This window comes from Mycobacterium spongiae (assembly GCF_018278905.1).
Taxonomy (GTDB): Bacteria; Actinomycetota; Actinomycetes; order Mycobacteriales; family Mycobacteriaceae; genus Mycobacterium; species Mycobacterium spongiae.
In genome coordinates this window covers 456,533-469,434 of record NZ_CP046600.1, presented here as the reverse complement: position 1 = coordinate 469,434, position 12,902 = coordinate 456,533, and the positions used below count along the sequence as shown (strand labels likewise).

Below are 12,902 nucleotides of genomic sequence, written 5' to 3'. Positions count from 1 at the left end.
TAGGGTGGCGTCTATGACCAACAGCGTCACGACGGAATACGACAAGCTTTTTATCGGCGGCAAGTGGGTGGATCCATCGACCTCGGATGTCATTGAGGTGCATTGCCCGGCAACCGGCGAGTACGTCGGCAAGGTGCCATCGGCCGCAGCCGCCGACGTCGACGCCGCGGTCGCCGCGGCGCGGGCCGCGTTCGACAGCGGTCCCTGGCCGTCGACTCCGCCGAAAGAGCGCGCTGCCGTCCTCGCCGCGGTGGTGAAGTTGATGGAGGACCGCAAGGATCAATTCACCACCTTGCTGGCAGCCGAAACGGGCCAGCCACCGACCATCATCGAGACGATGCACTGGATGGGGACCATGGGGGCGATGAACTTCTTTGCCACCAGCGCCGTCGATCAGGTCAAGTGGACCGAGACCCGCACGGGCTCATACGGGCAGACCATCGTCCATCGCGAGCCGGTGGGCGTGGTGGGCGCGATCGTGGCGTGGAACGTGCCGTTGTTCTTGGCGGTCAACAAGCTGGGTCCGGCACTGCTGGCCGGCTGCACGGTGGTGCTCAAGCCAGCAGCAGAAACCCCGCTCACCGCAAACGCTTTGGCAGAGCTGTTCGCCGAGGCAGGTCTGCCCGAAGGAGTGCTGTCGGTGGTACCCGGCGGGGTGGAAACGGGACAGGCACTGACATCCAACCCCGACGTCGACATGTTCACCTTCACCGGCAGCTCGTCCGTCGGCAAAGAGGTCGGCAAACGCGCGGCGGACCTGCTCAAACCCTGCACGCTGGAACTCGGCGGCAAATCGGCGGCCATCCTCCTCGAGGATGTCGACCTGGCGACCGCGATTCCGATGATGGTGTTTTCCGGGGTGATGAACGCTGGACAGGGCTGCGTGAACCAGACGCGCATCCTGGCACCGCGCTCGCGGTACGACGAAATTGTGGACGCGATAAGCGGTTTCGTTCAGGCGCTGCCGGTGGGGCTGCCGTCGGATCCGGCCGTCCAGGTCGGTCCGCTGATTTCCGAGAAGCAGCGGACCCGGGTGGAGGGCTACATTGCCAAGGGCATCGAAGAGGGCGCTCGGCTGGTCTGCGGCGGCGGCCGCCCCGAGGGCCTCGACAGCGGCTATTTCGTACAGCCCACGGTCTTCGCCGACGTCGATAACAAGATGACGATCGCCCAAGAGGAGATCTTCGGCCCCGTGCTCAGCATCATCCCCTACGACACCGAGGAGGACGCGGTCACGATTGCCAACGATTCGGTATACGGGCTGGCTGGCAGCGTGTGGACCGCCGACGTGCCGAAAGGCATGGAGATCTCACAGAAGATCCGCACCGGTACCTATGGCATCAACTGGTACGCCTTCGACCCCGGCTGCCCGTTCGGCGGCTACAAGAACTCCGGCATCGGCCGCGAGAACGGGCCCGAAGGCGTCGAGCACTTCACCCAGCACAAGAGCGTGCTGCTGCCAATGGGCTACACCGTCAGCTAGCTAGCGGCCCTCGAATCGGGCCGGCCGGCGCTCGACGAACGACCGCATGCCCTCAGCGGCATCCTCGGTGGTGAATAGCGTCCTCATGTCGGGGAGCAGGCGCTCGGCCGCGGCGGCCTCGCCCTGCTGGCGTGCCAGGTGCGCCGATTCGAGGGTGGCCCGCACCCCCAGGGGTGCGGCACGATCGGCAATGGTGTGCGCGATCTCGCGCGCCCGTGACACGGCTGCCGACGCATCGTCGGCAACCTCCTGGACCAACCCAATTCGGTGCGCTTCGGCGGCGTCGAACTCGTCGCCGGTCAGCAGCCACCGCATGGCGTTGCCCCAGCCGGCATCGCGGGGCATCCGGATCGTCGCACCCCCGAACGGGTAAATCCCACGCTGCACCTCGAGCTGCGTGAACCTGGTGCCGGCCGCCGCAATGCGGATGTCGGCGGCCAGCAGCAATTCAATGCCCAGCGTCATGCACCAGCCATATACCGCGGCAACCACCGGCGTCGTCCACGAGCCGTCCAACCGCCACGGGTCGCGGCCATCGTCCGGGAACGACGTCTCGCCGCTGGCGATATTCGGACCGACGTCAACGAGATCCAGCCCGGCGGTGAAGTGGTCACCATGGGCAAACAGCACCCCGGCGCGTACCCAGGGATCCGATTCCACCAGTGCGTAGGCGCGGGATAGATCGGCGATCATCGCCCGGTTGAACGAGTTTCGCTTCTGTGGCCGGTTCAGACCGATCAGCAGCACATGACCGTCACGCTCCAGCGTCACATGCTCCAGGTTGGGCAGCTCAAGGGGTGAGGTCTGGGGAGCATTCTGGGAAGCAACAGTCATGAACTCAGTGAACCGCACCAATCGCTATTATGCAAGAGTACATATTATTTGGGCCATTTCGAAAGAAGAATCTGAAATATGCCGCGCAAAACGCTGGTCTGGCCCGCACAGATATGGTATCTAACATATTTATGGATCACGGTGGGTGCGTCAGACGACATCGCTGTGCCGCCACTCGTCGCCGAGCGCATGATGGCAACTGACCCCAGTCCCACCGCAAAGCGCCGCGACACCCGGCAAAAAATGCTGATCAGCGCGGCCGAGGTGATGCGTGAATGCGGAGCTTCGGGAGTGACCATCGATGCCGTGCTCGCCAGAAGCGGCGCTCCCCGCGGCTCGGTTTACTACCACTTTCCCAACGGGCGCAACCAAATCCTGACCGAGGCGCTGTCTTTCGCCGGCGACTCCATCACCGCTTTGATCGATGGTGCAGCCGACCGCGGCGCCAGAGTCCTCCTGCAACGTTTTGTCCGGTTCTGGGAACGAGTACTGACCGATGGTGACTTCAACGCCGGCTGCCCGGTGGCGGCGGCCGCGATCGGTTCCGGCGACGACGAGCCCGCGCTATCGGTCGAAGCCGGCGTCATACTGAACCGCTGGTGTGCCGCGTTGACCGGGGCCTTCGTGGCCGACGGTTTCGACGAGAAGAGCGCGGCCTCGCTGGCGGTGATGTCCATCGCCGCGCTGGAAGGCGCCATCGTGCTGTGTCGTTCGACGCGGAGCGCCGACCCGCTGCGTGAGGTTAGCGAACAGCTCGAATTCCTCATCACGGCAAAAGAATTCGTCACCACGAACAGGGCCCAGCAATCGTAGCGATGGCTGCAGCGATTGGTGCCCTATGAAGCCAAGGCCTGGCGTTCGATCATTTGGGAGAACATGTCTTCCATCGATTCCTGCATCGGCCTATAGGTGACGCCGAGCTCGCGCTGGCTTTTTGCGTTGTCGGCCCGCCACACGTGGCCAACGTTCTTGGCGACGAACTCACGGCTAAGACCCACGAATGGGGCGGCAAGCCACACCATGAACTTCGGCAGCGCGCGCTTCGGCAGCGGAAAGTCCCGCCCGAAACGCGGCCGCAACGACTGGGCCAGCTCGAGCATGTCGGTGTTGTGGCCTGAAACGATATAGCGTCCATGCGCCTCTGGCAGGTAGGCAGCGGCAATGTGTGCGCGCGCAACCTCGCGAACGTCGACTACCCCCATCCCCATCTGGGGCGCACCCATTCTCATTGTCCCGTCGCCGATCTGCTTGACAATGGCGAAGCTCTCCGAGGTCGGATCCGGCCCCTGCGCTGGGCCGATCACCAGCGAGGGGTTAACGACGACGAGCCGCCAACGATCCTGGTCATCCGCGATCCGCCACGCTTCCCGCTCGGCAAGCACCTTGGAGTAGCTATACGGCTCGTGTGTCAGCGAGGCCGTCGTGTTCCAGATCTCCTCGGTGATGGTGCCACCCGGAGCGTTCTCGCAGTCGACGGCGTCGGTATAGATCGCCGCACATGAGCTGGTCACGACGACCCGAGACACCGATGCGACCTCGTTGGCGCCGGACAAGACATTGGTCGTGCCCTTGACGGCCGGATCGATCAGATCACGTTGGGGATCGTCAACCGCGCGGACGAAGGGGGAGGCCGTGTGGAACACGATGCCGCAGCCCGTCATCGCCTCGGTGTATGAGCCTTCGGCCAACAGGTCAGCGCGGTAGAACTGGATGTCACCGCGCGACGTCTCCGCCATGTCGACCAGGTGCGCAATCTTGGCCGTGTTCTTCGGGTCACGAACGGCAGCATGGACGGTAACGCCAGCACCCAGCAAGCCTTTGATGATCCATCCCGCGACGTACCCGGTCGCGCCGGTGACGAGCACCGGAGCGCTCGTGTCAACATCGATCCCCGACAATTCCAGCTCGGCGGTCATCGCGAACTCCCTTCCTCCGATGCCTGCGCAACCGTGTCCAACCTACCGAGTGCAAAAATCGGAGTCGGTGGACGATGAGATGTCGCCGATCCCGCCGCCGAGTTGGGTTCAGTCGCTGGCCGGCAGCGGTTTAACCTCTTTGAGCTGCAGCGGGGTTGGGCCAATGCTCAACGTCCCCGCGCCGGGCTTAGTCACGAGCACCTCGGCGCCGGTGTCGTCGGTATAGCGCTTTCCCATCACGGTGCCGTCGGCGAATGCGGGATCCAGTTCGCCCGAGCGTGGTGCGCCGATTCCCACCATCGCTGCGCCGCCACAACGCAGATCATCGAGGCTCTCCGCGCTTCTGACGATGATGACCTGGGTGTCACACACCTGACTGGCCAGGCGGGTTCCGTTCTTGATCATGATGGTCGTCCCTCCAACGCTTAGTGTTCGGCCGGTGCGGCGAGCAGTTCGCGCACGATCTCGCGGCGTAGAACCTTGCCGGTGGCGGTAGTTGGCAGCTCGTCGCGAAACACTACTCGGTCGGGGGTACGCGACCCCCGCAAACTCTTGCGCACATAGTTGCGTAGTTCCTCCGCGTCTGGGTCTATGCCCGCGGACGGCACGACGACCGCAACGATCGCCTGGCCCCAGTGTGAATCGTCGACACCGACCACGGCGACATCGCGCACCTGCGGGTGCTCGATCAGCACCTCCTCCAACTCGGCGGGAGCGATGTTCTCGCCACCGCGGATGATGGTGTCGTCGCTGCGCCCGCGGATGAACAGGTAGCCCTCTTCGTCCAGCATGGCGTGGTCTTTTGTCGGGAACCAGCCGTTCTCGTCCAGCACCGAGCCGATCCCGGTGTAGCGGCCGGATACCTGCGGACCGCGGACGAACAGCTCACCAGTGCGCCCCGGAGGCACAACCGAGCCATCGTCGTCACGAATCTGTACCTCGATACCCGGCACCGGCCGGCCGACCGAGCCCAATCGGTTGGCGACAACCGCATCCGATGCTGCCTGCGCGGTGCGATGATCCTCGGGCGTCAGGACAGCGATCGTCGAGCTGGTCTCGGTCAGGCCATAGGCGTTCACAAAACCCACGTCAGGCAGCAGTTCGAGGGCCCGCCGAAGCAGCGGCAAGCCCACCTTGGCGCCGCCGTAGGCAAGGTTCCGCAACGACGGGAGCTTGTCGTGGCTCGTCTCTAGCACGGTGACCAGGCGTTCCAGCATGGTGGGCACCACGGTGGCCGTGGTGACCCGCTCTGCGTTGGCCAGCCGGACCCATTCGCGGGCATCGAAGTCGGGCAGGTAAACCATGGTGCGTCCGGCGTACAGGTTCGACAGCGCGGCACTGACCCCGGCGATGTGGTACGGCGGCACACAGATCAATGCCGCGTCGGTGGGCGCGGCCGAGTCGAATTCAACCGTGCCGGTGATGTAGCTGGTCAGGTTGTTGTGCGACAGTTCGACGGCTTTCGGGACTGACGTGGTGCCCGAGGTGAAGAGCACAATCGCGACATCATCCGGGTCGGCAACCACCGTTGTCGGTTCCGTGGTGCCGGCGGCTGTCAGGAATTCGTCAGAGGACATCAGCAGCGGCGTTGGCTCGGGAAACATCTCCCGGTAGCGCGAGTCGACGATCACCAGGGGTTCGGGCAGCCGACGGATCAGCGCGTGAATGCCGTCCGCGGAGAGCCGGTAGTTGAGTGGGGTGAAGGCCAGCCCGGCGCGCGCGGCGGCGAAGATCAGCAGCGGCAGCATCATCCCGCCGGCGCCGAGGTAGACCACATGGCGGGCATTGGTTCCCGCGACCACGCCCGCGCCGCCATCCGCAAGATCGCTGAGCTGCTGAGTGGTGAGCCGAACATCTCCGGAAACCCCGTCGCAAACAACGGCGGTGCGGTCGGGATTGCTCGACGCGGCCATCTCGAGCAGCAGCGAAACACTCATCCTCGAGTCCTTCTGGATCCCCCGCCACTTTACAAACCTAGGTCGCAGTGTAACTCAACAGGGGCGGTCGTCTGCCACTCCCAACTCGCCGCGACACAGCTTATCCAAGCGGGCAGCACTGATAGGCGGCTCGCAGCGATAGATTGCCGGAATAGAGGATCTCCAGTTAGGCGGACCTCGTCGCGTCCGTCACGGCGACCCGTCGATACCGGGCTGACCGGGGATACCCTGGATCCCGGCGGTACCCCCGGCACCACCGGAACCCCCTTCACCGCCGACTTTGCCGTCGCCGCCGTCGCCGCCGTTGCCGCCGTTGCCGCCGTTGCCGCTGACACTTGAGGCACCGGTGTCGGCGTTACCGCCGTTACCGCCGCCACCGCCGTTACCACCGTTACCGTTGACGCCAACGCCGCCGAGGCCACCGTTGCCGCCGCCGCCGCCGACGCTGTTTCGGACGGCGCTACCGCCGGCACCGCCGTCACCGCCCTGACCACCATTACCACCGGACCCGTTGACGCCGGTGCCGGCGGTGGCGCTGCGGCCGCCCGTGCCGCCGATACTGTCGCGGCCGGCGTTGTCGCCGCCGTTACCACCGGCGCCGCCCTTGCCACTGTCACCGCCGGAGGTCAAGCCGGTTCCGCCGAGACCGCCGTTGCCGCCAGCGCCACCGGCACTGTCGGTAACGGCGCCGAGGCCGCCGTCACCACCGGCGCCACCGACACCGCCGGCACCGCCCTCACCAAGGACGCTGTGGCCGCCGGTACCGCCGAAACCGCCTTTGCCGCCTAAACTGTCGCCGGCGTTGTTGCCGCCGCTACCACCGATACCGCCCTTACCACCGATGCCACCATCCCCGGTGCTGCCGTTGCCGCCGACACCGCCGCCACCAGCCTCACCACCGACACTGACGGTGCGGGCGCCTGTGCCGCCGTTGCCACCGTTACCGCCATTACCGCCATTGCCACCGGATGCGGTGCCGTCACCGCCGGCGGCGCCAACACCGCCGGCGCCACCGCCACTGGTTCCCTGGCTGTCCTTGCCGCCGGCACCGCCCGCACCACCGTCACCACCGTCACCACCCTTGGTGAGGCCAAAGCCGCCGACGCCACCCTTGCCGCCGTTGCCGCCGAGACTGTCCAAGCGGGCGGCGTCGCCGCCGGCACCTCCGCTGCCGCCGTCACCGCCACCACCGCCGGTATTGCCGCCAGTGGCACCGACACCGCCGGTACCGCCGGCTCCGCCGAGACTGATGGCGCGGGCTCCGCCACCGCCGTTACCACCGTCACCGCCGGAACCGCCGGCACCGCCTGTCGCGGTTCCCGTACCACCGGCGGCACCGGCACCACCGATGCCACCCTGACTGATTTGAGTGGCGTTCTCGCCGCCGTCACCGCCGGCACCGCCTGCACCACCGGCACCGCCGGCACTGGCATCGTCAGTCGCGGTGGTGGTACCGCCGGTGGCGCCGTTGCCGCCGTCACCGCCGATACTGTTGCGGCCGGCGACGTCGCCGCCGTCACCGCCCTTGCCGCCGGCACCGCCGATGCCACCGCTCGCTTTACTAGTACCGTTACTTGCGCCGCCGCGACCGCCGTCGCCGCCGTCACCGCCGATACTGTCGGTAGTGGCGTTCCTGCCGCCATCACCGCCGGCGCCACCAACGCCGCCTGTGCCGCCAGCGTTGGCGTTGCTCGTGCCGCCGGTACCGCCGAAACCGCCCCTACCGCCTTGACTGACAGAGCCGGAGTTGTTCCCGCCGTCACCGCCTATGCCACCGGCCCCACCGGCGCCGCCAGCCACGCCGGTGCCGTTGGCACCGGCGCCGCCGTTACCGCCGGCACCGCCGACACTGAAGAGGCGGGCGTCGTCACCGCCGCCACCGCCGTCGCCACCGACACCGCCCTTACCACTTTTCGCGGTGCCGGCACCACCGTTGCCACCGTCACCACCGACGCCACCGCGGCTGTCTCCACGGCTGTCATTGCCGCCATCACCGCCGGCACCACCGTCACCACCGTCACCACCGCTAGCAGCTTTGCCCCCAGCCTCGGTGCCGCTGCGACCGCCCTCAGCACCGCTACCGCCGTTGCCGCCGACACTGCCTTGGCCGGCGGTGTCGCCGCCGTCGCCGCCGTCGCCACCGGTACCACCGGTACCACCTTTGGTGTCGGTGCCGGCGGCGCCGGCACCGCCGTCGCCGCCGGCGCCACCGCGACTCAGTGCCCCGGCGTTGTCACCGCCATCACCGCCGAATCCACCGGCACCACCGGCACCACCAATCTTGGAGCCGGCAGCGCCCGCTGCGCCGGCACCGCCGACGCCCCCCTCACTGTTTCCAAGAGCGTTGGCACCGCCGTCGCCACCGTCACCACCGGCACCACCGGCACCACCGGTGGTGGGGCCGCCGCCAAGACCGGTGCTGCCGGCGACACCGCCGGTGCCGCCGGCGCCGCCGACACTGTTTCGGCCGGCTCCGTCGCCGCCGGCACCACCGTCACCGCCGTCACCACCAGCACGACCGAAGGTGTTGTCGGCGCCGCCGCGACCGCCGGTGCCGCCGTTGCCGCCGATGCTGTCGGTAGCGGCGGCGTTGCCACCGTTACCACCTTGACCGCCCGCACCACCGACACCACCATCCCCGGTGCCGCCGACCCCGCCGACCCCGCCGACCCCGCCGTCACCGCCGTGACCGCCGTCACCGCCGAAACTGATGCCGGCGCTGTTGCCGCCGTCACCACCAACACCGCCCGTGCCACCGGCGCCACCACCCCCGTTGTTGCTGTTGCCGCCGGCGCCGCCGCCACCACCCGTACCACCGCGACTGGTTGAAATGGTCTGGTCACCGCCGTTACCACCGTCGCCACCGACACCGCCTTTACCGCCAGCCGCACTATCGCTGCTACCACCGACACCGCCGGTCCCTCCGTCACCGCCCACAGTGGGCAGGCCCGGGATACTCGCGGCGTCACCGCCGGCACCGCCATCACCACCGTCACCACCGTCGCCGTTGGTGCTGCTGCCGCCGGCACCCCCGGCGCCGCCGGCACCCGCGGTTCCGGCACCGGGGCTGGTGATGTTGGACCCGCCGACACCGCCGTCACCCCCGTCGCCGCCGTTGCCGACGACAATCCCGCCGTTGCCTTTGTCGACCATCCCGCCGTCGCCGCCCTTGCCACCCGCACCCACGGTCTTGGCACCGAGAGGGCTGGACATGTTGGACCCGCCGGCACCGCCATCACCACCAGCACCACCAGTCCCGCTGGCGCTGTCGCCGCCGGTACCCCCGGCGCCGCCGGCACCCACGGTTCCTGTACTGAGGGGGCTGCTGATGTTGGACCCGCCGGCACCGCCAACACCACCCTTACCACCGGTCCCGCTGCCGCTGTCGCCGCCGGCACCCCCGGCGCCGCCGGCACCCATCGTTCCTGTACCAACGGGGCTGGTGATGTGGGACCCGCCGGCACCGCCGGCACCACCGTCACCACCGGTCCTGCTGACGCTGTCGCCGCCGGCACCCCCGTCGCCACCGGCGCCCATGGTTACTTCTGCCTCGACGAGGCTGGAGATGTGGGACCCGCCGGCACCGCCGGCACCACCGTCACCACCCTTCCCGCTGACGCTGCTGCCACCGGCACCGCCGTTGCCGCCGGCACCCACGATTCCTGCGTTTCCTGTGCCTCCGGGGTGACTGAAGTTGGACGCGCCGGCACCGCCGGCACCGCCGTCGCCGCCGTTGCCGACCGTCCCGCCGGCGCCGCCGTCGCCGCCGTCGCCGCCGTTACGTTGGGGCCGGGGGGTACCGATGGCTGCTTTGCCAGGTGCGCCGGTCCCGCCTTTCCCGCCGTCTCCACCGCTGTTGGGGCTTGCGCCGGTCGCGCCTTCGGTGCCTGGGGTTGAGCCGCTACCTCCGGTCCCGCCGGCGCCGCCGGCACCGGGGTTACCGCCGTTGCCGCCGTTGCCGCCGGCTCCGTTGTTCATGGTGATGTCACCATTGGCGCCGTCACCGCCATTACCGGGGGCTCCACCGCGCCCGCCGACCCCGCCGTTGCCGCCAACGCCCTGGCTACCGGCCTGACCAGTTGCCGCTAACACGGCCCCACCGGCCCCGCCCGCTCCGCCGTTGCCACCGGCCCCGCCGTCACCACCATGACCGCCGGCCTCACCGGCACCCTCGTTGACGGTGATGTCGCCGGCGGCTCCGGCGGCGCCGGCCCCGCCGCTACCGCCATTGCCGCCGTGCCCGCCGGCCCCGCCGTCACCGCCGTCACCGGAGCTGGCGCCACCAGCCCCCCCAGCACCGCCGGCCCCGCCGGCCCCGCCGGTCTGACCGATGGTGCCGTTGCCATCGGCGGCAGTAGTACCCGCCGCGCCAGCGACACCGGCCCCGCCGGCGCCGCCCTTGCCGCCGTTGCCGAACAACCCGCCGTCGCCACCCTTACCACCGGCCCCGCCGGCCTGACCTGCCGCGACAGCGTCGGCGCCGGCCCCGCCGGCGCCACCGTGGCCTGCGCCCGTTGAGGCGATTCCCCGGGCACCATCGCTACCCGGGGTCGAACCGGCACCACCTAAACCACCCGCTCCGCCGGCACCGGAGTTGCCGCCGTTACCGCCGTTGCCGCCGGCACCGGCGTTGATGGTGATGTCACCGTTGGCGCCGGCCCCGCCGTCACCCGCGGCCCCGCCAGCGCCGCCGACCCCGCCGTCACCGCCAACGCCCTGGCTACCGGCCTGACCAGTTGCCGCTAACATGGCCCCACCGGCCCCGCCCGCTCCGCCGTTGCCACCGGCCCCGCCGTCACCACCATGACCGCCGGCCTCACCGGCACCCTCGTTGACGGTGATGTCGCCGGCGGCTCCGGCGGCGCCGGCCCCACCGACACCGCCCTTGCCGCCGTGCCCGCCGGCCCCGCCGTCACCGCCGTCACCGGCGCTGGCGCCACCAGCACCGCCAGCACCGCCGGCCCCGCCGGCCCCGCCGTTCCGGCCGGTGGTGCCGTTGCCATCGGCGGCAGTGGTACCCGCCGCGCCAGCGACGCCGTTGCCGCCTCGGCCGCCGTTGCCGCCGTTGCCGAACAACCCGCCGTCGCCACCCCGACCACCGGCCCCACCGGCCTGACCCGCCACGGTGGCGTCCGCGCCGGCCCCACCAGCGCCACCGTGACCGCCACCACCAGCTATGCCGCTGGCACCCTCGCTACCCTGCGTCGAACCGGCACCACCGGCCCCGCCCGCGCCGCCAGCACCGGAATTGCCGCCGTTACCGCCGGCCCCGCCGGCTCCACCGTTGATGGTGATGTCGCCGACAGCACCCGCCCCACCGTTACCAGCGGCCGCACCGTTACCGCCGGCACCCCCACTTCCGCCCGCACCTTGGCCGCCAACTGAGCCCGAAACAGCAGATCCACCGCCTCCGCCAACCCCACCAGCACCACCGGCCCCACCGGCGCCACCATTGCCACCGGCCTGGCCGGCACCATCGGCGACACCGCTCACCCCGGCGGTCCCATCACCACCAACCCCGCCGGCCCCGCCAATGCCACCAACACCGCCGGCACCACCAACACCGCCGGCGCCGACCAACCCACCAGCACCACCAGTTCCACCAGCGCCACCAGCGCCACCAGCGCCACCGGCAAGGCCATCGCCGCCACCGCTGGCGCCCGCAGTGCCGGCACCGCCAACACCACCATGCCCACCAACACCTCCAGCCCCACCAGAACCAAGTAGTGACCCGCCGGACCCACCAACAGCCCCGGCCCCACCATCGCCACCATCGCCACCACCACCCGTACCAGCGCCACCAACACCGCCGTGCCCACCAGCGCCCCCGGTACCGAACAACCCGGCGCCGCCACCTACACCACCAACACCGCCGACACCACCACCAGCACCGCCGACACCGCCAATACCGCCAGCACCACCGTTGCCGAACAACAACCCACCGACACCGCCGGCACCACCGGAACCACCAGTCACCGCCGTGCCCCCGGCCCCGCCGACACCGCCAGCACCCCCAGCACCGAACAACACAGCGGCGCCGCCAGCCCCGCCCGTCAAACCAAGCCCAGAAGCGGCCGTCCCACCAGCTCCGCCGGCCCCGCCGTTGCCGTACCACAACCCGCCGCTACCGCCCGCACCCCCGGACACGCCATGGCCCGCCCCGCTGCCGCCGGCCCCGCCGGTACCGATCAGCCCAGCATTACCACCGCGACCGCCGGCTCCGCCGGCTCCGCCGTTGCCGTACAACAAACCGCCATCCCCACCAGCTTGGCCCGGCGCCGTCCCGTTCGCACCATCACCGATCAACGCGCGTCCCAACAAGAACTGGGTGGGCGCATTGATCACCCCCAACACCGCCTGCTCAATACTCTGCAACGGCGATGCATTCACCGCCTCAGCCGCCGCATACACCCCCCCAGCAGCACTCAACGCCCGCACAAACTGCTGATGAAACCCCGCCATCTGGGCGCTGATCATCTGATAATCCGCGCCGTGCCCAGAAAACAACGCCGCGATCGCCGCTGACACCTCATCAGTGCCGGCGGTCAACACCGTTGTCGTGGTGGCCGCCGCGGCGGCATTGGCCGCACTGATGGTCGAACCAAGACTGGTCAAATCCGTTGCCGCTGCCGCGATAACCTCCGGCGCCGCGATCACAAAAGACATCCGATACCTCCCACCACGTCATGACCAAGCCGTCGTTGTCGACCTGCGGATCCCCCGGTGTCTCCC

The 12,902-nt window shown here is 69.1% G+C and carries 7 protein-coding genes; 2 read left to right on the top strand and 5 right to left on the bottom strand.

What is annotated here, in order from left to right; all coding sequences use genetic code 11:
• The first annotated feature begins 13 nt into the window (after window positions 1-13).
• Entirely contained in the window at window positions 14-1,483 is a 1,470-nt protein-coding gene (locus F6B93_RS01805) for an aldehyde dehydrogenase (RefSeq protein WP_211697460.1), read from the top strand.
• Here the strand turns inward: F6B93_RS01805 and F6B93_RS01800 are convergent, their stop codons facing one another.
• Window positions 1,484-2,317 (bottom strand): crotonase/enoyl-CoA hydratase family protein, encoded by an 834-nt coding sequence (locus F6B93_RS01800; RefSeq protein WP_211697459.1) that lies wholly within the window; start codon window positions 2,315-2,317, stop codon window positions 1,484-1,486.
• Between the two features lie 192 nt (window positions 2,318-2,509).
• Here F6B93_RS01800 and F6B93_RS01795 point away from each other — a divergent pair, with 192 nt between their 5' ends.
• On the top strand, window positions 2,510-3,130 hold the full coding sequence (locus F6B93_RS01795; RefSeq protein WP_246541075.1) for a TetR/AcrR family transcriptional regulator: 621 nt from the start codon (window positions 2,510-2,512) through the stop codon (window positions 3,128-3,130).
• A 23-nt stretch (window positions 3,131-3,153) separates the two neighbouring features.
• Here the strand turns inward: F6B93_RS01795 and F6B93_RS01790 are convergent, their stop codons facing one another.
• The 4 genes from F6B93_RS01790 to F6B93_RS01775 form a co-directional block, all read right to left on the bottom strand.
• Window positions 3,154-4,233 (bottom strand): NAD-dependent epimerase/dehydratase family protein, encoded by a 1,080-nt coding sequence (locus tag F6B93_RS01790; protein WP_211697458.1) that lies wholly within the window; start codon window positions 4,231-4,233, stop codon window positions 3,154-3,156.
• A gap of 108 nt (window positions 4,234-4,341) precedes the next feature.
• A complete protein-coding gene (locus tag F6B93_RS01785; RefSeq protein WP_211697457.1) occupies window positions 4,342-4,638 on the bottom strand; it encodes a hypothetical protein in 297 nt (98 codons plus the stop codon).
• A gap of 20 nt (window positions 4,639-4,658) precedes the next feature.
• Window positions 4,659-6,170: a class I adenylate-forming enzyme family protein gene (locus F6B93_RS01780; RefSeq protein ID WP_211697456.1), complete on the bottom strand. Its 1,512-nt coding sequence runs from the start codon at window positions 6,168-6,170 to the stop codon at window positions 4,659-4,661.
• A 189-nt stretch (window positions 6,171-6,359) separates the two neighbouring features.
• A complete protein-coding gene (locus F6B93_RS01775) occupies window positions 6,360-12,836 on the bottom strand; it encodes a PE family protein (protein WP_211697455.1) in 6,477 nt (2,158 codons plus the stop codon).
• Between the last annotated feature and the right edge of the window lie 66 nt (window positions 12,837-12,902).

What these genes read in the sequence shown, in the direction of transcription:
- F6B93_RS01775 (WP_211697455.1), bottom strand. Translation starts at nt 12,836, where the DNA reads ATGTCTTTTGTGATCGCGGCGCCGGAGGTTATCGCGGCAGCGGCAACG.
- F6B93_RS01780 (WP_211697456.1), bottom strand. Translation starts at nt 6,170, where the DNA reads ATGAGTGTTTCGCTGCTGCTCGAGATGGCCGCGTCGAGCAATCCCGAC.
- F6B93_RS01790 (WP_211697458.1), bottom strand. Translation starts at nt 4,233, where the DNA reads ATGACCGCCGAGCTGGAATTGTCGGGGATCGATGTTGACACGAGCGCT.
- F6B93_RS01800 (WP_211697459.1), bottom strand. Translation starts at nt 2,317, where the DNA reads ATGACTGTTGCTTCCCAGAATGCTCCCCAGACCTCACCCCTTGAGCTG.
- F6B93_RS01785 (WP_211697457.1), bottom strand. Translation starts at nt 4,638, where the DNA reads ATGATCAAGAACGGAACCCGCCTGGCCAGTCAGGTGTGTGACACCCAG.
- F6B93_RS01805 (WP_211697460.1), top strand. Translation starts at nt 14, where the DNA reads ATGACCAACAGCGTCACGACGGAATACGACAAGCTTTTTATCGGCGGC.
- F6B93_RS01795 (WP_246541075.1), top strand. Translation starts at nt 2,510, where the DNA reads ATGGCAACTGACCCCAGTCCCACCGCAAAGCGCCGCGACACCCGGCAA.